Raw genomic sequence first — 21621 nt, forward strand, 5'->3', positions numbered from 1 at the left:
CTGAGTTGGTCGATTAGTCGTGCGCCTTGCATCAAGCGGCAGTCGCTACTGCAATCCCGTATCGCCGCTGGTGCGCTTCTTGGCGAGGTCCATCTCGGTCACCGCGATCAGGATTTCCGCGCGCGTTTTCAGGTCCGGCGCTTCCAGCATCGCCTGCTTTTCAGCGGGGCCATAGGGCGACATCATCGCCAGCGCGTTGACCAGCGCCTCGTTGGGCGCGCTTTCGATGCCTTCCCAATCGACCTTCAGATTATTGGCGTTGAGGAAATCGGTCAGCACCTCCAATAGCGCCTCGCGGTCGACGGCCTCCTCGCCTTTGCGCGCGGTGAAGTCGTCGGTGAAGGGGAAGAAATCCACCTTGCACTGCCGGTAGGCGGTCAGCACCGTCAGTTCCTCGACCACCCGAAAGCGCGCGATGCCGGTGAGTTCGAGGATGTAGCGGCCGTCGCCGGATTCGGCGAGCTGGGTGATGCGGCCGACGCAGCCGACCTTGAACAGCGCCGGCCGGGCCTCGTCCTTGCTGTGGGAAATATCCGGCTGGATCATCCCGATCAGGCGGTGGCCGTCGCGCAAGGCGTCGTCAACCATCGCCAGGTAACGCGGCTCGAAAATATTAAGCGGCATCTGGCCGCGCGGCAGCAGCAGCGCGCCCGGCAGCGGAAACACCGGGATGATCTCGGGAAGCTCGCCGGGTCCGAGGTATTCGGCATTGATCGGCATTTGCGGTCCCGGTTTTATTGCATGGGTTTGCTACGAAAACAGAATGACCGACAACCGCTTGCGTCCGTCGACGGTGGCTTCGTCGGTGCCGCCCCAGGCTTCGAAGAACTGCACCAGCTGCTTGCGCGCACCGTCCTCGTTCCACTTGCGATCGCGCTTGACGATTTCGAGCAACTGATTGGTCGCCTCCGCACGATTGCCCTGTGCGTTGAGCGCGGTCGCCAGATCGAACCGGGCCTGATGATCAAGCGGGTTGGCGGCGACTTTCTGTTCCAGCTCGGTAACCGGGCCGACCGCCTGGGCCTGCTCGGCGAGATCGATCGAGACCTGCACGGCCTTGACCGCCGGGTCGCTGCGCTTGGATTCCGGCACCATGGCAATGGTCTGTTTGGCCTGCTCGATGGCGCCCGATGTCACGTAGCATTTCGCAAGACCCGCCAGGGCTGCGATATTGGTGGAATCGATCGACAGCACCTCGGCATAGATCTGCGCCGCGGCCGCCGCATCGCCTTCCGCCAGCACGGCTTCAGCCTCTTGCAGGATCTCGGCGATGTTCGGCTCGCCCGGTGCGGCCACGCCCTTGGTGAGCTTGTCGATGAAGGCGGTGACCTGGCTCTCCGGCACCGCGCCCATGAAGCCGTCGGCGGGCTGGCCGTTGACGAAGGCGATCACGGCCGGGATCGACTGGATTCCCATCTGGCCGGGGATCTGCGGATGCTGGTCGATGTTCATCTTGACCAGCTTGACCTTGCCCTTGGCGGCGCGGACCGCCTTTTCGATGATCGGCGTCAGCTGCCGGCAGGGGCCGCACCACTCCGCCCAGAAGTCGATCAGCACCGGCTGGCGCTTCGATTCCTCGATGACGTCCTTCACGAAGGTCTGGGTGGTGGTGTCCTTGATCAGATCGGGTACGGGCTGCGGCGCCGGGCTGCCGCCCTGCTCAATTATCGTCACGGTGTATCCTCGCCTGATGTCTTGAGAATTGGTCTTGAAAACTGTCCTGAGATTGAGGCCCTTCTAGCACGGAAGGGGACGAAGTTCTCATCCGCTAGATGGCGGTCTGGCGACAAAATTCAATCGGCCCCGTCAGCTACGAGGCTTGACCCGAGGGGGTGGGCTGCCTCCCATCCCGGGGTCACGGCAGGCGCGACGAATTGACCGGAAGGCGGATCGGCGCGTCCGGGTCAAAATCGCCGCGCGATATCAGGCCATTTGACCCAAAAGTCCGTGCTTTCGAAGCCAGGGAACCGATTAGTGCGGTTTGGGGGTTGTTTCGGACCGATTCGCGGCGATTTGTTCAGAAAATCGGATTATCCGGGTCGTTCAGGCCGTGTGGGACTGTTGCATTCGCCGCCTGCATTTGGCATAGCTCTGCCGTTGCCGGCGAGCGATCGCCGACATCTCGGATGCGGGTGTAGCTCAGTGGTAGAGCACGACCTTGCCAAGGTCGGGGTCGAGGGTTCGAGCCCCTTCGCCCGCTCCAAGATTCTCTTGGCATATGAATAACTTGTGAGAGGCCGCCGCCCGGCGGCTCTTGCAGATTTCGTCTGGGGGAGCGTCGAGCGCTGGGATCTGGGTGGCCGCTATCCGCTTAGGCCGCGTGAAGCCGACGCCTTAGGCCACGTTTGCAGCGACCTCCCCCTTGCATCCAATCAGCTGCACTCAAAACCCGAATTTAGAATGTGAGCTCCTCATCGGATCGCGTTGGAGTCGGACCGGAGGGTAGTGCACAATCCGCTTGATGATTCTGCCGCAATCAGGGGGCGGCGACACCTCATGGAAGCCTTATCTTATGAGCGAGCTTCGATCCGAGACTCATTTGTGTCCGGCACATTTTCTGTCGCAGGCAGCTTTCGCTCAAGATCGAATTGCAGCCGACGCTTCTCATGTCGATTGTTTTAGAATCTGAGCAAAAGGGTCAGTTGGTGAGCTCGTTCGAAATCCCCTCCAATTGGACATTGGTGCAGCTAAGCAGCGTTGTTCAAGCGATAGCAAAGCATGATCCCTCAGAAGAGCCGGATCGAAAGATTACATACTACGATATTGGCTCAATAGACGGGGATAGCGGACGTATAGTTGCCCCGAAAATTCTTCTAGGGGCTCAAGCACCTTCGAGAGCGCGTCAACTGGTAAAAAAGGGTGACATTCTCTTCTCAACAGTACGCCCGTACCTGAAGGCAATTGCCCAAGTGACGGAAGCGACAGCGATCGCGTCCACCGGGTTTTGCGTATTGCGACCGGAAACAATTATTCTATCGGATTATTTATTTTTTCTTGTTCGCAGCAATTTATTTCTCCAAGGGATCCTGCCGCTCCAACGCGGCGTCAGTTATCCGGCCGTTCGATCTAGCGACATACTCGCGCAAACGGTTCCTTTGCCTCCAGTTGCCGAGCAGGCTCGCATCGTTCAAAAACTTACGGAGCTATTTTCAGAACTCGATGTCGCAGCCAGTAGTCTCCGCGCGGCCAACGAGAAACTTAGGGAATATCGGATATCGCTGCTCAACTCGGCCGTCGATGGAACACTGAGTGCGAATTGGAGGGCCGAAAACTCCAAGAAAAACTTGCAGAGCGGAGAATATTTGATCGCCCATATCCTGGGCAACGAACTGACGGCCCCAACAAACGCGAAGCGCGAAGGAAAGCTTGAGGGCGTAGCAGCGCAGGGCACTCCCAATAGCAAACACCTGAGTTCGTTGCCCGACGGTTGGGTGTGGACTCGCGTTGATATCGTCGGCGAGGTCCAGCTAGGGCGTCAGCGTGCGCCCCGTTACCACAGCGGAAGAAATATGGTTCCATATCTGCGGGTAGCAAATGTATTCGAGGGACGCATCGACATTACCGACATTATGAAGATGCATTTCTCGAAGAAGGAGTTTGAGCAGTACAGACTCGCAAGTGGAGACGTTCTCCTAAACGAAGGACAGAGCTTAGAGCTGGTCGGCCGCTCAGCCATTTATAAAGATGAGTTGCCTCAGGCTTGCTTCACCAACACGCTCATTCGGTTCAGACCACGCAAGGGCGTAGAATCGTCTTTTGCTCATATAGTATTTCTTCACTATTTGCATTCGGGTCGCTTCCGTAAAATCGCGAAGATAACTACAAATATTGCGCACCTTGGCGCGACGCGTTTCCGTGAGGTAGAATTTCCTCTGCCCGGCACCGCGGAGCAGAAGCAGATAGCCATCCTGTATGAGCGATCCCTCAAAGAAATTGAGAAGCAGAGCACGCGCATCTGCGCCAGTTTGAAACTTTCTTTCGATCAGAGAGAAGCTATTTTAGCTTCGGCCTTTTCTGGTGAGCTAACTGAACAGATCTCGGAAGATGGTGTAGCAAGCCTCGAATATGATGCATTGGCCAGCGAGCGCAAAACCAGGATTGCCACTCCACGCCGCGTAAAATCTAGTTCAGCAAAAACGAGGCAAACCGCGATGTCTGGAAGAATCGTTGACGTGCTAACGGAAGCGAAAAGCTGGCTTTCCGCACAGGAGGTATTTGATCGATGCGGCGTCAAAGACGGTGTCAAGACGGATGAAATCGAGAAGTTATATCTCGAACTGCGAGGGCTAGAAAAAAGCGGACAGCTACTTGTAGAAGCCGTAGTCGACAAGTCGGGTCGAAAACTTCATGATCGTCTGAGGTTGAAGAGAGATCGTCATGCGGCTGGATAAACTGACCATCGGGAGCGCGATAGACGGCCCGAACCAGCAATTCAAAAACCTTAAGAACGTATCTATTGATTTTGACCAGGACCAATGGGTCACAGTCGTAATAGGTTGGAACGGTACGGGAAAATCGAACGTACTTGAGGCCCTAGCAATCATTTTCCGCGACCTCATTGGCAGGAAACGGGCGCCTGAATTTGCTTATCAACTTTCTTATCGAATTGGCCGCGGCCCTCACACAAGGTGTATCCAAATCGACGCGAACCCCGATCGCGTTAAAGACCCCTACATCATCGATATTTTGTCTGAAGTCACAGGTCCGCAAAAAATTAGCGATGCACCTAATGATACTCAGAGAGTCAAGCTGAACGCATTTCTCGCCGATGATCGAAACTTGCCCCGCTACATATTTTGCTATTATTCTGGCGAAAGCACCCGAATGCAGGAAGTGTTTCGTCCTTATTTAGAAGGCTATGATAGCAAGCTAAGAAATGGTGAAGATCCCGGCCTAAAGCGCCTGTTCTATGCCATGCCCGTTCATAGCCAATTCGTCCTCCTGGCATTTTTGATCCAGCAGACACCTTCGGTTCAGGAGTTTCTTGACCATCATCTTGGTCTCGATCCCGAAGAAGGAATTGAATCTGTCTTGTTTGTTATTCGTCAGCCGCCATGGACCTCAAGAGCGGCGGATGGCGATAGGCGCTTTTGGAATGCGCGAGGTATTGTTCGGGACTTTCTCGCGAAGCTGTTCGACATATCACTAGCGCCTATTCGGGTGAAGCGACGCGTTCCCACGTCGTTGTGGAATGAAAAAGAACTCGAATTTCAATACCTGTATGTCAAGGATCTGCAAGCCTTGCGGAGCTTGGTTGGCGAGTCGTCACCAGCGGAATTCTTCCGCGATTTGGAAAGCACTTATGTCTCCGAGTTGATAGACGAAGTGCGAATTCGCGTGCGTCTTAAGAAGAACGATGGAAGTGTCACGTTTCGCGAGTTAAGCGAAGGTGAACAGCAGTTGCTCACCGTATTGGGTCTTTTGAGGTTCACCGCCGAAAACGAAAGTCTGCTTCTGCTAGATGAGCCCGATACCCATCTTAACCCACGCTGGTGTGTGGACTACCTTAGCTACCTAAAGACGTTCGTTGGCAGCAGCGTTTCGAGTCAGGAGAGCAGTCATATCGTTCTCACGACTCATAATCCGCTTGCTGTCGCAGAGTTGGTAAAGGAACAGGTCCAAATACTTCGGATTGAGGCGAACGAAACGGCGCGTACCGTTGTCGCGTGCTATCCAGAAATGGATCCGCGCGGCATGGGATACGGCGCCATTGTGACCAGTGACATGTTTGGTATTGCCTCGTCGCTAGATAAGCCCACCCAACTGCTCCTAGAGGCGCAACGTTCGCTTGCAGGTAAGGATGCCTTGACTGCCGACGAGCAAGTCAGGTTAGACTCGCTCAATGCTGAATTGGATCGGCTTGGATTTCGCTTCTTTTATCCTGATGACGAATACTCAAGATATCTAAGGCTCCGCAACGAGGCATTGCAGCAGCGCTTTCAAACGGAAATGTCGCAAGATCTTATAGGCAAAGCGGCGGCGATGACTCGTGACGATAAGGAAGAGCTCGCGTCGCGACTGGTTAACTCAATCATCAGAGATGACGACTCAAAAGAATGAGATACATAGATCTCGACAGGCTAGTCTTGCCCGAAAACTGGCTGCAAGAGGCTAGCGATGCCGCAACAGCGGTTTCGGCGGGTGGAAGCGTCGATCAGAACGCTGCTATCTGGCGTAAACTTAAGAATGGCTTGGCTGCTCTATCAAACGATAAATGCTGGTACTGCGAAACACCGGTTGATCGTTCTGACAATGCTGTCGATCATTTCCGTCCTAAGGGCCGAGTAAGAGACGCCGCACAGCCCCACCAGGGATATCGTTGGTTAGCCTACGATCGCTCTAACTATCGTTATGCTTGTACCTTTTGTAATAGTAGGCGCAAGGATATCGCGGCAGGCACAGCTGGCGGAAAGGCTGACCGATTTCCTTTGGTCGACGAAGCTAGGCGCCTTTACGCGCCCGGGCCGTTGCACCAAGAGCACCCACTTTTACTAGACCCTTGCGAGTTATACGATTGGGAACTGATCGGATGCATGCAGGAAAACGGCAAGCCGTTTGCAACAGCAGCCAACGGTCTGTCACGTCAAAGGGCCGAGGCCTCAATTGAGATTTACCATCTTCAGTACGAACCAACCTGCAAACGAAGGCACGGTGCGGCGGTTCAATTGATGGCAGATGTGGATCAGGCCAAGCGGCTATTCGCCCAGTCGCAACTAGATTCTGATTACGAAATCGAATTCAAAGTCATTGGGAAAAAAATAAAGAGGGCTATTTCACGGGATGCAATCTTTAGCGGGGAAATGATCTTTCTGCTAAAGGGGCAGCGCCACTCAGACCACCCTTGGATACAGAATTTGCTCGAAGCATGAAATCAACAACGCTTGTTCAGAAGTTCTGGCGATTCTGTGATACCTTGCGTGACGACGGAGTCGGGCACGGAGATTATCTTGAGCAGCTTACTTTTTTACTGTTTTTGAAGTTGGCGGACGAGTATGCGAATTCTCCGCTCAACCGGAGGACAATTATCCCGCAGGGCTACGATTGGCAAAGTTTGAAGTCGAAATCAGGCGCAGACCTGAAATCGCAGTATGTTTCTACGTTGCAGCGTTTAGCCAAGCAGCCGGGAATGTTGGGTGCAATTTTCTATAGGGCAGAGAATAAAATTCAGGATCCGGCCAAGCTATCGCGACTGGTCGATATGATCGATGCTCAGGAATGGATATCTCTGGACTCGGATCTCAAGGGGGATCTTTATGAGGGGCTTCTGGAGAAGAATTCTGAAGATACCAAAAGCGGTGCTGGACAGTACTTTACACCGCGTCCCTTAATTCAAGCGATCGTTGCATGCGTTCAACCGAGGCCAATGCAGACGGTTGCTGACCCTGCGTGCGGAACTGGAGGGTTTTTCCTTGGTGTTCATGAGTGGCTAACTAGACCAGGCCAACAATTGACGAAAGTACAGCGCAAATTTCTGAGTTATGACACGTTCTTTGGAAACGAGATCGTACCGAGCACACGTCGGCTTTGCCTCATGAATCTATATCTTCATGACATAGGCGATATTGATGGGGAGACAAGCATCGCTAACTCGGACGCGCTGATTCTACCTTCAAAGGTCCAATACGATTATGTCCTTGCGAATCCGCCGTTCGGAAAAAAGAGCAGCATGCTGAGTGTGAAGGAGACGAGCGATAATAATCGAGATACGTTGTCCTATAAGAGGTCAGATTTCTGGGCGTCGACTTCGAACAAGCAATTAAATTTTGTTCAGCACATTTTTTCCATGTTGAAGCCGGGTGGCAAGGCCGCAGTGGTGATACCCGACAACGTCTTGTACGAAGGAGGGGCTGCAGAGGATATTCGACGTTCGCTCCTAAAGAAGGCAGAAGTGCACACCCTGCTTAGACTGCCTACAGGAATTTTCTACGCTAATGGCCTTAAGGCCAACGTACTTTTTTTCGACAAGAGACCCAGAGCAGGATCGGACCGCACGAAAGGCTTGTGGGTTTATGATCTACGCAGCGGAAAGCAATTTACGCTAAAAAATAATCCTATGAAGCGCATCGACTTGAGCGATTTTGTAAAGTGCTATTCTCCGGAGGACCGCGCTAAGCGGAAGGAAAGCGATCTTTTTCGATTCTTCAGTCATGAAAGCTTGATCGCTCGCGAATCTGTAAGCCTTGATGTCTCTTGGGCACGGCAATCCAGCGAGGTGACTCCCCTGAAGACCCCCGACAAGTTAGCCACTGAAATCATTAAACACATCGAAACCGCGCTAAGCTCCTTCAAAAAGCTGTCGGTCGATCTAAAGCCAACGAGAAGACGATCGCGCTAGACGACGATGTTGAGGATCGGTATTGGGCTTCGACCGCGCTGACTACAATCGGTCCTTGCGAGGTCAGGCGTCCTCGACTTCCATGCGACCGCTGGGCGGAGCGGCAGTCTTGTCGTAGCGAAGCCGCTCGACGCCCTGCTGGGTGAACCGTTTACGGTTGAGGCTCTTCTTTCTGCTCCTGGGGGAGTGTAATCCGACGTTTTCCACGCGAACTCGTCCGAACTCCCTAGGACATATCTTCAAGTAGGATCAGAGGCTTGGGAAAGCCTGAGCTTTTCTTATGGTTGCTAACTGGAACCAAAGAGCTTAACCTTGCCAAGGTCGGGGTCGAGGGTTCGAGCCCCTTCGCCCGCTCCAAGATTTTCTGGCACGCCAAAGCAATGATCCAACGACAAGCCGCCGCCAGGCGGCTTTGTCGTTTTTGGCCTCTCGGACGAATTCCGCGGCGCGCTGTTAAATACCGAACCTGAATGCCATGCTCGGTTACCAAGCATAGCCGCGTCATCTTGTGCCGCGCCGCAAGGATCATCTACTGCAAGCGAGGCTGACACTTGTTCGAACGCGGATACCGGCAGCGCCTTGAGGCGGATCTTGTCAAATGGGTCACCGAGGGCGTGATCTCGGGCGACGTCGCGCATTCAATCCGCAAAGCACGCTTTGGCGAGGAGGCGGTGTCGCGCCTGCCCGCCATTTTCGCGATGCTTGGCGCCCTGATGCTGGCGGCCAGCGTCAGCGCCTTTGTCGCGGCGAACTGGCAGGCGATTCCGCGCCTGGTCAGGCTGGGCGGCATTCTCGCGCTGATCGCGGCCTGTTTCCCGATTGCCCTGGTTCTCGGCCGGCGCGCCATACCATGGGGCGACGATGCCGCCGCCACTTTTGGCACGCTTTGTTTTGGCGCGGGCGTCGCCCTTGTCGGCCAGATGTATCATCTGCCGGGCGACTGGCCGGCGGGTGCGATGCTGGTTGCGATCGGCGCCGTGATCGCGGCCGCGCTGACCGGCAAGAGCGGTCCGCTGGTGATTGGCTTTGCGGCGATGGCGGCATGGTCGTTCGGAAGGTTCGAGGAGGAGCACTGGCGCGACATTCATTGGCCGTTTTTCCTGCTGTTCGTTCCGGCATGTGCACTGGCGCTGGGACGCGAAAATCGCCTGGTGGCGCACGCCGCCGTCCTGGCGCTCAGCGTCTGGCTGGGCACACTGATCTCGACGCCGGCGTATCGCCTGGTCGATGGCGGCATTGCGTTCTCGGTGGCCTACTTGGCAATCGGGCTGCTGGCGCTGGACCGGGACTGGCCCGCCGAGTTCCGGGCGCTGTTGCCATGGGGCGCCTGGGCGTTCGGCATCTTGCTCTGCTTTGAAATGGAATTCGTTCTGCGCGAGTCACGCGTTCTCACGCATGTCTTCGATGCCCACATCGGCTTTGCCTATGTCGCGGCGCTGGCCGCACTCGCGGCTCTCGCCGTGCTGCCGCAGAACCGGGACAAGGGACGTCTTATGATCATCGCGGCATGCGCGATTGCCTTGACGATCCCGCCGATGATAATGGGCGGTTCCGCAATTCCCAGCCGCATGCTGGCTCCCGTCGCGGTGCTCGTCAGCGCGGTGACCTTGATCGCAGGCGGCCTTCTGGTCGGCATCAGAACATTTGTGATCGTCGGCTACGCGGTGTTCGGCGTTGCGATCCTGGTGCTGCTGTGGCGCACGGTCGGTACGTTGCTCGACCAATCCCTGTTCTTCCTCGCCGCCGGTGTCGTGTTGCTGGGCCTTGCCCTGGGCGCCCGCCGGTTGGCGGGCTGGACCCGGCGCGCCGATCAGATGTCACCGGGAGGAGCGGTCTGATGGGTACGGTCGACACTCTGATCGCACGCGTGCCGTCGCTTGCGCGCTATATCCTTGCCGCGCTGCTGCTGTGCGGACTGATCCTTGCGATGGTCTATCAACGCGCGGCGATATTGCGAAACGGCCAGGAGGTACGGCTTGAGATCGTGCCCGTCGACCCGCGCGACCTGTTTCGCGGCGATTATGTCGTGCTCGATTATCGAATCTCGTCGATTGACTTGCCGAAGGATGCGACGAGTGAGTTCAGACAGGCACAGAAAGTATTCGTCACCCTGCGGCCCGACGAGACCGGCAAGGCGAGGGCGGTCGCCATCTCAGCCGAACGGCCGGCTATATCGGGAGCTGATATCGTTATTGCGGGCACGGTGACCGCGGCGTCGGTCTGTCCGTTCAATGAGAGCGGGCTGAGGGTTTGCACACCCGGACTCCGCGCCGTGCTCGTGAAATACGGCCTCGAGAAGTATTTCGTGCCGCAGGGCGAGGGCAAGATCATCGAGACTACGGAAAAATCGCGGCTGGAGGTGGTTGCAGCCGTCACGCCGTCCGGACAGTCGGCGATCAAGCGCCTGCTGATCGACGGCAAGCCGGTTCACGACGAGCCGCTGTACTGACGGGCGGCTCGCCGCCCGTGGCAGGCTTTTCTATTCGAAGAGAGCATGCCATGCTCTGACATCTTGGGTTGCGCATTCATTTCATGCCGCGGCGGGCAGTCCTATGGGCCGACGAATCATCCTGCTGTCCGACGGCACCGGCAATTCCTCGGCGAAAGTCTGGCGAACCAATGTCTGGCGCACCTTCGAGGCGCTGGATTTGTCCGGCAACGACCAGGTTGCAATCTACGACGACGGCGTCGGCAGCTCCTCGTTCAAGCCGATGGCGATTCTCGGCGGCGCGTTCGGTCTCGGCCTGCGCCGCAACGTCATCGCGCTGTACAAATTCGCCTGCCGCAACTATCGCGACGAGGACGACGAACTGTTCGGCTTTGGCTTCAGCCGCGGCGCCTTCACGATCCGGATCGTGATGGGGCTGATCGACAACCAGGGGCTGGTCAAGGCCGACAACGAAGCCGAGCTGCATAGCCTGGCGAGCGCGGCCTACCGCGCCTATCGGCGGGATCGCTATCACCATCTGAAATTCGAAGCGCCCTACCAATGGCTCCGCAACAAGTTCGGCCCGCATTACCCTCCCAAAGAGGTTCGCAGGAACGTCAAGATCAGATTCATCGGCGTCTGGGACACCGTGGCCGCCTACGGCATGCCGGTCGATGAAATGACCCGCGGCATTCATCAATACCTTTGGCCGATCGAACTGCCGAACAAGCGGCTTGCCGACAGCGTCATGCGCGCCTGCCAGGCGCTGGCGCTCGACGAGGAACGCACCACCTTCCACCCGCAGCTCTGGGACGAAACCGCCGGCATCCATATTGGCGCAGCGCCGGCCGAGCCCGGCGCGAGGCGCTTCATCAAGGACGAACGCATCAGCCAGGTCTGGTTCTCAGGCGTGCACACCAATGTCGGCGGCGGCTATCCCGACGATGCGCTGGCCTACATCCCGTTCGTCTGGATGATCACCGAAGCGCGGCGCCGCGGGCTCAAATTCAAGTCGGATTACGCGGGCCAGCCGCCCAACCCTGACCAGATGATTGCCGATCCCGACACCTTCAAGAACGCGGTCTCGAAACGCGACAAGGACGGACGGCTGTACGATCCGCGCAAGGGCATTGGCGGCTATTACCGCTACGGCCCGCGCAAACTGGTGCCGGCCTTCTATCCGAAGAAACTGGAAGACGACGAGGTCGATGTCGTCAGGGCCAAGATTCACGAAACCGTCTTCCGGCGCATCGCGAACAACGCCCATGCCTACGCTCCGGTGGGCCTGCCGCCGTATTACGACGTCGTCAAGGACGACGGCGAGATCGTCGCGCCCGACAAGTTCAGCATCGCGCCCGCCACACAACCGTTCGAGACCAGCGCCGCCGCGGCGCAGCGCGCGCTGGCGCAGGAGCATGTCTGGAACGAGGTCTGGAAACGCCGCATCGCCTATTTCGCCACCGTCGGCGCGACGCTGTGGCTGCTGATCTTCCCGCTGGTCTCCAGCGCGCAACGCTACGACGAATTCACCAGTCCGATCCGTTGGGTCTCCGACTTCGTGCGCTTCATCGGCAGCTTTCTGCCAGGCGCCGCATCGACCTGGATCGACGGTTATGCGCGCGCGCCGGTCTGGTTCCTGGTGATGACGGGCCTGGTGACAGGTCTGCTGATTCTATCCCGGCGGATCGCGGGCCGCACCTCGCGCCTGATGGCCTCGATCTGGCGAAAGTCGCCGGAAGCGCCAACGGGCCTTCCGGACAACTGGATCTACGATCTGCGCGACAGCCCGCTTTACATGCGCTTCCACGACGATTTGAAACGCAAGATCGCGCCGGCGTTGTTCGCGGTGGCGTTCGTCTATCTCGGACTGGCGGTTGTCAGCCATCTTGCTTACGACGGTCTCGACGTCGCCGGATACACCTGCGTGCATCGCGACGCCGATCCAAAGCCCGCGGTGCTCGCGGTCAACCAGACCGCGCGCGTCGAATTCAAGACGTCTGAACTATGCAAGGCGACGGGCATCCTGCTGCAGCATCGCGGCCGTTACTATGTGACCATTCAACCGGGCGCCAAAACCGGCGAAAACAAGCAATGGTTCAATGGCATCGCTCGCATCGGCACGCCGGTCGGCGGCTTCTCCGCCAAGGAGCGGCCGCAATGGTACGAGCGCGTCTATCTTTCGCTGTTCCTGCCGCTGCGACGGGAATTGGGCAAGGACTGGTTCCGCATTGTGCTGCGTTTCGGCAATGTCGGCGGCGAAGAAAGTTCCTACGAGCCCGATCCCTACGACGACATCATCCAGTTCAATATCGCGCCGACGATCGCACCCGACGGCAAGGAAGAGTTGTTCGTCTTCGTCAATGACGCCGTGATCGGCATTCCCGGTCTCTATGATCTGCTCTACCGCAACAACCGCGGCACCGCCGTGCTGACCGTGAAGCGCACCCGGTAGGACTTTTAGCCCGCCGCGATCAGCCCTGTCCCACCGAGAACCAACACACGCACGATCTGCCTCTTCTGTGGAAGCCCGCCCACCGGGACGCGCATCGTTCGGTCCAGCGCCGCGGTCGCTTCAAACGAATATTGCGATGCAACGCGCTCTTCAATGACTTTCAGACCAAAGCCGGACGAAGAAGATTTTTTCGCAAACGATTTTCGTCTGGCAGGGTAGCGCAGCCTGCGCTTCTCGCGCACAATGAATGTGCTAGCATTCTACGCTCTGACCTACCTACCTCTTCACCTCACCCGTCCAAGTTCGCCTCTCAAACGCTCAAAATAATAACAGGCGCAGCCGCACATCAAGGCTGCATAGGGAGTGACGCGATGCAATCGGCTTTCAATCGATCCATTCTTGCGCTCACGGCGATCCTCGTTGTCGCGGCGGCCGGCCAGGCCAACGCGCAACAGAAGGCGCTGAAAAAATATGAATCCGGCACCAAGGAATTCTGGACCAACCCGCCGCCGGACTGGTTTCTCGGCGACGAGACCGAGGCGCAGAAGGGTCAGGCGCCGCCTTCCGGCCCGCCGACCGGCGCGACGGACGCCGAACTCGCCAAATTGATTCCGAAGATCAAACTGCCCGCAGGCTTCAAGATCGAGGTCTACGCCTCGGGCGTGCTGGCGGCGCGGCAGATGGCCTGGGGCGACAAGGGCACGCTGTTCGTCGGCTCGTTCGGCCTCGGCAACGTCTATGCGATCAAGGACAATGGCGGCAAGAAAGAGGTCAAGACCATCCTCAAGGGCCTCAACATGCCCACCGGCCTCGCGTTCCTTGACGGTGCGCTCTACGTCATCGCGGTCGACAAGCTGATCCGCTACGACAACGCCGAAGCCAATCTCGACAATCTCGGCAGCGGCAAGGTGGTGTATGATGACATGCCGTCCTACGCCGCGCATGGCTGGAAATATATCGCGGTCGACAAGGAAGGCTGGTTCTACCTGCCGTTCGGACCTCCCTTCAACATCGGCATTCCGCCGACCAGCGTCTCGCAGATCCGCCGCGTCGATCCCAAGACCGGCAACGCGGAAATCTGGGCGCTCGGCGTCCGCAACAGCGTCGGCGGCGACGTCGATCCGCGCACCGGTCGGCTGTGGTTCACGGAAAATGCCCGCGACTGGATCAGCGACGACATGCCGAGCGACAAGCTCAACATGATCTCGAAGATCGGCGAGCATTTCGGCTACCCCTATTGTCACCAGGGCGACATGCCGGACCCGAAATTCGCGATGGGACACAAGTGCTCGGAATTCACCCCGCCGGTGCTCAAGCTCGGCGCGCATGTGGCGCCGCTCGGCATGAAGTTCTACACCGGCGATCAATTTCCGCCTGAGTACAAGAACAACATCTTCATCGCCGAACACGGCTCCTGGAATCGGGCCAAGTACCAGGGCGCCCGGATCAAGCGCGTCACCGTCGATGCCGACGGCAAGAACCCCAAGTCGGAAATCTTTGCCGACGGCTGGCTCGAAGGCGACCAGGGCTATCTCGGCCGTCCAGCCGATATCATCCTGGCCAAGGACGGTTCGATGCTGATCGCCGACGACTGGGCCGGCGCGATCTATCGCATCAGCTACGCGAAGAAGTAAGGCTTGGGTGATCGGAGGCTGCGGCTGCTCGGGAACGAGTGGCCGCAGCTTCGCGTTTTGAGGACTTCGGTCGAATACCCAAACCGTCATTCCGGGATGCGCCCCTTGGCGCAGGCCCGGAATCCATACTCATTATCGTGGTTATGGATTCCGGGTTCGCGTTTCCCGCGCCCTCAGATGCGCAATTGCGCATCGGGGAATGACGACCGAGAATAGGAATGCCGATCATGCGTTGTCGATCCGTTTTCAATGGATTTTGTGGCGCCGTGTTATCCGCACTCGCCGGGATCTCGGCGCACGCCGCCGATATCGCCGCCGGCAAGGCGAAGGCCGAACTGTGCGCCGGCTGTCACGGCGAGAACGGCATTTCGCAGATCGAGAACATTCCTTCGCTGGCGGCGCAGCCGGACATGTTCATCCAGTGGCAATTGGTGTTCTACCGCGCCGGTGCCCGCAAGAACGAGCAGATGCAGCCGATCGTCGAGCAGCTCGACAACGAGGACATCCGCAATCTCGGCGCCTATTTCGCGCAGCTTGCGCCGCCGAAGGCGCCGCCCGACGCCAATCCGGATCTGTCGAAGAAAGGCGCGCAGGCGGCTGCGGGCCGGCGTTGCGCGTCGTGTCATCTCGACGATTACGCCGGCACCAAGGCGGTCGCCCGCGTCGCCGGGCAGCGCCAGGATTATCTCTTGAAGGCGCTGCACGACTACAAATCAGGCGTGCGGTCCGGCGGCGGGATGGCAGCGATGGCCAGTGTCGCCTATTCCCTCAGCGAAGAAGAGATCGAAGCGCTGGCGCATTATCTGGCGCATTTGTAGTTGCTGTCGTCCCGGCCTTGAGCACAGATGCGCAATTGCGCATCGGGGGACCCATAACCACAGGCTTGAGTTAGTGAGAGGTGATTGGCTCCAGCGCAAAATAGCGAGATCACGCGGTATGGGTCCCGGATCGCGCTCGCTGGGCTCGCTTGTCCGGGACGACGCAATATGAACCGCGCCCGCTCGCGAGAGCAATTACTCCCGCTGCTTTTCATAGGCCTTGAGATGGGTATAGGCGATGCGCAGTTTCGGCACCGGGATTTTCGCGGCATCGGCGCGGGCGACGAGATCGCCGATGACGTGATCAGCCTCGACCGGCAGGCCCGCCTTGACGTCGCGGAACATCGACGCCGTCATCGGCGAACCTTCGGCGGTCAACAGACCACGCGTGCGCTGGAAGAACGGTCCGCCCGGCGCAAAGCCTTCCGCGGTCGCGACTGCGCTGCATTCATCGAGCATGCCGAGCAGAAAATCCTTGCCGCCGGTCACCGCCAGGATGTTGCCGACCGACGTGCGCATCAGGCAGGTCGAGGCTGCGAGGGAGGCGAGGAACACCCACTTCTCCCACATGTCCTGCATGATGTGTTCACTGGCGGCAGCGCCAATATTGCCGCTGGTGAAGATTTCCGAGATCGCGCGGACGCGGTCCGACATCGTGCCATCACGTTCGCCGAAATTGAGCGACTGCATCGGCGCCAGCTGCACCACCTCGCGCGCCTCGTTGAGCGTCGCGGCAATCGCACACAGCCCGCCGAGAACCCGTTCGGGCCCAAATCGTTTGTCGAGCACGTTCAGATGCAGCATGCCGTTGAGCAGCGGAATGATCGCGGTATTCGGTCCAACCGCCGGCGCAAACGATTTGATGGCATCCTCGAGGTCGAACGCCTTGCAACTCAGCAGCACAACGTCGAATTTTTCGTGGAGCTTGTCGGCCTGCACCGTCGGCGGGCTCTTCAGCGTGACATCGCCGGCAGGGCTTTTAATGACGAGGCCGGCGGAGGCCAGTTCTGCGGCGCGTTTCGGCCGCACCAGAAACGTCACGTCGCGTCCGGCCTGCAGCAGCCTGCCGCCGAAATATCCGCCGATGGCGCCGGCGCCGACCACGAGAATGCGCATGGTTTGGTCTCCTGTACAGAATTCACTTTGTCATGCCCGGACTTGATCCGAGCAACCACGTCTTTATTCGGATGGCAGCAATGAAGACGTGGATGGCCGGGTTGTCCCGGTCAAGACGCGCTTCGCTATGCGTCATTTCCGGGAAATCATCTCCTCGACGTCGCGCAACTGCTCCTTGCCGAAGAACATCTCGTTGCCGACAAAGAACGTCGGCGCGCCGAACGCGCCGCGCTCGACCGCGCTTTGCGTGTTCTCGATCAGTTTTGCCTTCACATTGACATCCTGCGAGCGGGCCAGAAGCTTGGCTGCATCGAGGCCGGAAGCGGTGAACGCCTTCGCCGCGACTTCCGGATCGTCCATCTTTTTCGGCTCGACCCACATGTGGTGAAACGCGGCCTCGACATATCTTTCAAACACGCCCTCGAACTGCGCGGCGACCGCGGCGCGCATCAGGTTCAGCGTGTTGACGGGAAAGTGCGGATTCCAGGTATACGGCTTGACGCCAAAGCGCTTGATGAAGCGTTCGGTCTCGATCGCGAGGAACTCGCGCTTGTTCTTGACGCCGGCAAGCGTCTCGGCCGGCGACCTGTTGTTGGTGGCCTTGAAGATGCCGCCGAGCAGCACCGGGACATATTCGAATTTCGCGCCGGTGCGCTTTTCGATCGCCGGGATCGCCTCATGGCTGAGGAAGGCGTTGGGGCTGCCGAAATCGAACAGGAACTGCGGATTTGGACTCAACGGCGGTCTCCCTGAATGCTTTCCATATTGTGGCCCAAGCCATGCCGGTCCACAATATTATGATGGCCATAATATTGCGGACCCTGATCTGCGCAGAAGCGTTGCGGCGGGTTCGAGGGTGTCGCGGCTAGGCCGGCTCGGCGCGATCGCTGAAGGCGAGCTCGACGACGTGGTCGCGGATATCGTCGGGCCAGCCGGCGATGAGACCGACGAAGCGCCGCCGATCATCGGCGAACAACGCGCGCGACGCTTCCTCGAAGCCGGCGAGATTGCCGGCCATCACCGACATGAAACGATAGGCGGCATCCCTCGCTGCGCGGGCGCGATCCGCATCGCCATTGGCACGGCGCGCTTGTTCCACCAGCTTGCGCAATGCCACGGATGCGCCGCCAGGCTGCGTGCCAAGCCAATCCCAATGGCGCGGCAACAACGTCACCTCGCGCGCGACGACGCCGAGCTTGGGGCGGCCTCGTCCCCGTGGTCCCGCTGCCGTCTCATCGGTTTCGACATCCGGAGGCGCAGCGGGTTGCGGCAAGCGGGCAATGATGTCGGGCTCGGTCCCGCGCAGATCGAGATCGATCGGGCTGCCGGTCGCGTCGCTGAATATGATGATCGGCGGCGCGGCGGGCCTGCGGGAGGCCTGCATGACCGCGATCGCGACCTCTGCGAGCGGGCCCGTCGCCAGGCGTTGCGGGCCGATGAAGGCGGTGAAGTGGGGGCGGGACGTGTCAGCCATTGGAGAAACTCGGGTTTTCGATAGGTCTATATTTACCCGGATAAATTTGATTGTCAATATCATCCGGGTAAATACCCGCGTCGCTTCCAGGCCATCTCGACTTTCCCGTGCCCGGCTGGCACCAACGCGGCGATAAATTTTGGGGAGCGGCCATGCTGACGGTGCATCATCTCAACAATTCCCGTTCGCAGCGTGTGCTGTGGCTGCTCGAAGAACTCAGCGTGCCCTACGAGATCGTCCGCTATCAGCGCCAGGGCGACATGCGGGCGCCGCCAGAGCTGCGCGCCATTCACCCGCTCGGCAAATCGCCCGTCATCACCGACGACGGCAACACCATCGCGGAATCCGGCGCGATCGCCGAATACATCATCGGCACCTATGGCAATGGCAAACTGATCCCGCCGCCGAATACGCCGGAGCGGCTGCGCTACACCTACTGGCTGCACTATGCGGAGGGCTCGGCGATGTCGCCGCTGCTGCTCAAGCTGTTGTTCACGCTGATGCCGAAGCGCGCACCGGCCCTGTTGCGGCCGCTGGTGCGCAAGGTCAGCAATACGGCGCTGACCACGCTGGTCAATCCGCAGCTCAGGCAGCACATGGATTACTGGGAAGGCGAACTGGCCAAAACCGAATGGTTCGCCGGCAGCGAATTCTCCGGCGCCGACATCCAGATGAGCTTTCCGCTGGAAGCCGCCGCGGCGCGCGGCGGGCTGGAGGTCGGACACCCCAGGGCAATGGCGTTCCTCGAACGCATCCACGCCCGCCCGGCCTATGCCCGCGCGCTGGAGAAGGGCGGGCCGTATGTGGTGGGGCGGTAGCAGTTCTTTTTAACCTCTCCCGCTCTTGCGGGGGTCGAGACGAGCGAAGCTCGCTCTTAGGTCGACGCGCGCGGCAGCGCAATTGCGCGCCAGAGCGCGGCGGGTGGGGGCTCTCTCCAATCGAAGAGTGTTACCCGCGGCGACACCCCCACCCCGCCCTCCCCCGCAAGAGCGGGAGAGGGGGAAGAAATCAAGGCGCCACCGCCGCGATCACTTCCTTCACCAATCGCGCGAGCCCCCTGATATCGCCGGTCGGATCCACGCTGTCGCCGAGGCGCACGATCACCAGGCGTTGCGACGGCATGATCACAATGCGCTGGCCGAGATCGCCTGAGGCAAAGAACGCGTCGCGGGGAATCCCAAGCCGCACGCGTCCTTTGGCGCGTTCATGCTCGCTGCGGTTGGTCCAGAACCCGGCGCCATAGTCGGTGTCGAGCGTGGCCGCGGCCGAGAAATCCACCCAGTCCTCGTGCAGCAGGCGTTTGCCGCCGACAATGCCGTCATTGAGATACAGCAGTCCGAACCGCGCCCAATCCCGTGCGCTCGCCAGCATATAGCTCGATCCCTGCATCGTGCCTGACGCGTCGAATTCGAGCGTCACCTTGCGCATGCCGAGAGGATTGAACAATTCGCGCCATGCAAACGCCAGGCTCTGCTCCGGACCGCCCGTGGCATCGCGGATGATCCGCGCCAACAATTGCGTCGTCGGGCTGGAATAGGCCCAGCGCGTGCCCGGCGGGGCCACGACCGCCGCGTTGACCGCCGCGCCGGCAATATCGTCCTGCAGATAGATCATCTGGCTGGACGGATCGAATCCGCTGTTGGCTTCGTCGAGCGCCAGCCCCGTGGTCATGCGCAGCAGGTGTTCGACCTCGATCTCGCGCCTGAGATCGCCGCGCCATTCCGGTATTGGTGCCGGCATTGACGGCGTCACGAGGCCTTGTTGCGTGAGGATGCCGATCAAGGCATTGACCACCGACTTGGTCAGGGAAAAGCCGAGCAGCGGCGTATCGACTGCAATGCCTGCGGCATAACGTTCGGCGATCACCTTGCCGTCATGTACCACGACCACCGCCTTGGTGCGCCGGAACGGCGGCTCGGCCGGCTCCTCGAAGGCGTGGTCGAGCGCGGCCCTCAGCGCGGGAGTGGCCGGCGCCACGACGTCGGGGCCGGCAATTTCGTCCAGCAGTGGCGGCGTCTTCGGTATCTTCAGCGCGTCCACGTCGCTCTTTGGGATGTAGGGCTCTCTGGCGTGTTTCAGTACACAGCCGAACCCTTCGTGAAACAACGCCCGGCTGCCCAACACACCCGCTACCGACGCATCGACCGTCCGCGCCGCGCGATCGACCTGGAATCGCACCAGCCAGCGCAAGCGCCGCAGGCCGTCGCGCGCGACGGTCTCCGAGAACACGGTTTGTGGATCGAGCCCAGAGACGAAGGTCTTTGAGCAGACATTATGCGCGATCACGCCGGTGGCGACGCGAACGGCGCGATCGGGACGGTAGATGACGCAGGCGCTCACCAATAGGGTCATCAGCACCCCGACAGCAGTCCAACTTCGCCAGCCCACCCGATTCTCCGCAGTCCGCCAAAGGGCAGGCGTTGTTTAGCGCGACGGCTGCGCCGCGCCAACCGAAGGCAGCGCCTGCACCGTGACGCCAGGCGGCGGGACGTCGTCATCGGGCACGAAGAAGTCCGACATCAAAGCCACGGATTTGTCGACGCGGTAGGGCTCGAAGTCGCGCACGCCGCTGGCATAGAGCACCTTGTCGTCGATGCAGAACTGCCCAGTGAATTCCCGCGAGGGTTTGGTGAAGATGACGTAGGCCGCATCGCCCATGATTTCGGGCGTGCGGCTGGCGCGCATCATGGCGTCGCCGCCGAGCAGATTGCCGACCGCGGCGGTCGCGATCGTGGTGCGCGGCCACAGCGCGTTGACGGCGACGCCCGCGGATTTCAATTCACCTGACAGCCCGAGCACGCACATGCTCATGCCGAATTTGGCCATTGTATAGGCGGTGGAATGCTCGAACCATTTCGTCTTCATGTCGAGCGGCGGCGACAGCATCAGGATGTGCGGGTTGGCGGCCTTCTTCAGGTGCGGAATGCAATATTTCGATACCAGGAAGGTGCCTCGGGTATTGATGCCCATCATCAGGTCGAAACGCTTCATGTCGGTCATCTGCGAATTGGTCAGGCTGATGGCGCTGGCATTGTTGACGCAGATGTCGATGCCGCCGAACTCGGCGACGGTCTTGTCGATTGCCGCGATCACCTGGGCCTCGTCGCGGATATCGCACAGCACCGGCAACGCCTTGCCGCCGGCCGCACGCACTTCGTCGGCGGCGGTGTAAATCGTGCCCTTGAGTTTCGGGTGCGGCTCCGCGGTCTTGGCGGCGATCGCGACGTTGGCGCCGTCACGCGCAGCGCGCAGCGCAATCGCAAGCCCGATGCCCCGGCTGCCACCGGATACGAACAGCGTCTTGCCTTTGAGGGATGTCATGATGGAAGGACTCCAGGTTAGGGGCGCGGAGGTAAGGGACGCA

General features: G+C 59.4%; 18 protein-coding genes and 1 tRNA gene. 11 read left to right on the top strand and 8 right to left on the bottom strand.

Features of this window, described 5'->3' with window-relative positions; genetic code table 11:
- Window positions 1–45: 45 nt before the first annotated feature.
- Together ACSQ84_RS25090 and trxA are read right to left on the bottom strand one after the other, a co-directional pair.
- Window positions 46–720: an LON peptidase substrate-binding domain-containing protein gene (locus ACSQ84_RS25090; protein ID WP_436214390.1), complete on the bottom strand. Its 675-nt coding sequence runs from the start codon at window positions 718–720 to the stop codon at window positions 46–48.
- A gap of 30 nt (window positions 721–750) precedes the next feature.
- Entirely contained in the window at window positions 751–1674 is a 924-nt protein-coding gene (gene trxA, locus ACSQ84_RS25095) for a thioredoxin (protein ID WP_436214391.1), read from the bottom strand.
- Window positions 1675–2128: 454 nt separating this feature from the next.
- On the opposite strand from trxA, the gene ACSQ84_RS25100 reads away from it, so the two are divergent.
- The 8 genes from ACSQ84_RS25100 (at window position 2129) to ACSQ84_RS25135 (ending at window position 13215) form a co-directional block, all read left to right on the top strand.
- Window positions 2129–2203: transfer RNA gene (locus tag ACSQ84_RS25100), tRNA-Gly, on the top strand.
- Window positions 2204–2606: 403 nt separating this feature from the next.
- Window positions 2607–4391, top strand: coding sequence for a restriction endonuclease subunit S (locus ACSQ84_RS25105; protein ID WP_436214392.1), 1785 nt, complete (start codon window positions 2607–2609; stop codon window positions 4389–4391).
- A complete protein-coding gene (locus tag ACSQ84_RS25110; RefSeq protein ID WP_436214393.1) occupies window positions 4378–6060 on the top strand; it encodes an AAA family ATPase in 1683 nt (560 codons plus the stop codon). The genes ACSQ84_RS25105 and ACSQ84_RS25110 overlap by 14 nt, the downstream gene beginning before the upstream one ends.
- Complete coding sequence (locus ACSQ84_RS25115; RefSeq protein ID WP_436214394.1) at window positions 6057–6869, top strand: hypothetical protein; 813 nt, start codon at window positions 6057–6059, stop codon at window positions 6867–6869. The genes ACSQ84_RS25110 and ACSQ84_RS25115 overlap by 4 nt, the downstream gene beginning before the upstream one ends.
- Window positions 6866–8335 carry an N-6 DNA methylase gene (locus ACSQ84_RS25120; protein WP_436214395.1) on the top strand — a complete coding sequence of 490 codons (1470 nt, stop codon included), beginning with the start codon at window positions 6866–6868 and terminating at the stop codon, window positions 8333–8335. Before ACSQ84_RS25115 ends, ACSQ84_RS25120 begins: the two co-directional genes overlap by 4 nt.
- Window positions 8336–8886: 551 nt before the next feature.
- The gene (locus ACSQ84_RS25125; protein ID WP_436214396.1) at window positions 8887–10173 is read left to right on the top strand and encodes a DUF2157 domain-containing protein; all 1287 of its coding nucleotides are present in this window, start codon (window positions 8887–8889) and stop codon (window positions 10171–10173) included.
- A complete protein-coding gene (locus tag ACSQ84_RS25130; protein ID WP_436214397.1) occupies window positions 10173–10784 on the top strand; it encodes a GDYXXLXY domain-containing protein in 612 nt (203 codons plus the stop codon). The genes ACSQ84_RS25125 and ACSQ84_RS25130 overlap by 1 nt, the downstream gene beginning before the upstream one ends.
- 103 nt (window positions 10785–10887) lie before the next feature.
- On the top strand, window positions 10888–13215 hold the full coding sequence (locus ACSQ84_RS25135) for a DUF2235 domain-containing protein (protein ID WP_436214398.1): 2328 nt from the start codon (window positions 10888–10890) through the stop codon (window positions 13213–13215).
- Window positions 13216–13220: 5 nt separating this feature from the next.
- Here ACSQ84_RS25135 and ACSQ84_RS25140 read toward each other — a convergent pair whose 3' ends face one another.
- On the bottom strand, window positions 13221–13457 hold the full coding sequence (locus tag ACSQ84_RS25140; protein WP_436214399.1) for a hypothetical protein: 237 nt from the start codon (window positions 13455–13457) through the stop codon (window positions 13221–13223).
- A gap of 129 nt (window positions 13458–13586) precedes the next feature.
- Here ACSQ84_RS25140 and ACSQ84_RS25145 point away from each other — a divergent pair, with 129 nt between their 5' ends.
- Complete coding sequence (locus ACSQ84_RS25145) at window positions 13587–14849, top strand: PQQ-dependent sugar dehydrogenase (RefSeq protein ID WP_436214400.1); 1263 nt, start codon at window positions 13587–13589, stop codon at window positions 14847–14849.
- Between the two features lie 266 nt (window positions 14850–15115).
- A complete protein-coding gene (locus ACSQ84_RS25150; protein WP_436214401.1) occupies window positions 15116–15667 on the top strand; it encodes a c-type cytochrome in 552 nt (183 codons plus the stop codon).
- A gap of 195 nt (window positions 15668–15862) precedes the next feature.
- Here the strand turns inward: ACSQ84_RS25150 and panE are convergent, their stop codons facing one another.
- The 3 genes from panE to ACSQ84_RS25165 all read right to left on the bottom strand — a co-directional run bounded on the left by panE (window position 15863) and on the right by ACSQ84_RS25165 (window position 18257).
- Window positions 15863–16783: a 2-dehydropantoate 2-reductase gene (panE, locus tag ACSQ84_RS25155; protein ID WP_436214402.1), complete on the bottom strand. Its 921-nt coding sequence runs from the start codon at window positions 16781–16783 to the stop codon at window positions 15863–15865.
- 132 nt (window positions 16784–16915) lie between these two features.
- Window positions 16916–17521: a 2-hydroxychromene-2-carboxylate isomerase gene (locus ACSQ84_RS25160; protein ID WP_436214403.1), complete on the bottom strand. Its 606-nt coding sequence runs from the start codon at window positions 17519–17521 to the stop codon at window positions 16916–16918.
- A gap of 127 nt (window positions 17522–17648) precedes the next feature.
- A complete protein-coding gene (locus ACSQ84_RS25165) occupies window positions 17649–18257 on the bottom strand; it encodes a DUF2239 family protein (protein ID WP_436214404.1) in 609 nt (202 codons plus the stop codon).
- 152 nt (window positions 18258–18409) lie between these two features.
- On the opposite strand from ACSQ84_RS25165, the gene ACSQ84_RS25170 reads away from it, so the two are divergent.
- Window positions 18410–19075, top strand: a complete 666-nt coding sequence (locus tag ACSQ84_RS25170; protein WP_436214405.1) for a glutathione S-transferase family protein — start codon at window positions 18410–18412, stop codon at window positions 19073–19075.
- Window positions 19076–19265: 190 nt separating this feature from the next.
- Here ACSQ84_RS25170 and ACSQ84_RS25175 read toward each other — a convergent pair whose 3' ends face one another.
- A complete protein-coding gene (locus tag ACSQ84_RS25175; protein ID WP_436214406.1) occupies window positions 19266–20609 on the bottom strand; it encodes a serine hydrolase domain-containing protein in 1344 nt (447 codons plus the stop codon).
- A gap of 72 nt (window positions 20610–20681) precedes the next feature.
- The gene (locus ACSQ84_RS25180) at window positions 20682–21578 is read right to left on the bottom strand and encodes an SDR family oxidoreductase (protein ID WP_436214407.1); all 897 of its coding nucleotides are present in this window, start codon (window positions 21576–21578) and stop codon (window positions 20682–20684) included.
- Between the last annotated feature and the right edge of the window lie 43 nt (window positions 21579–21621).

The organism is Bradyrhizobium sp. LjRoot220 (genome assembly GCF_964252915.1).
In the GTDB taxonomy this organism is placed as follows: domain Bacteria; phylum Pseudomonadota; class Alphaproteobacteria; order Rhizobiales; family Xanthobacteraceae; genus Bradyrhizobium.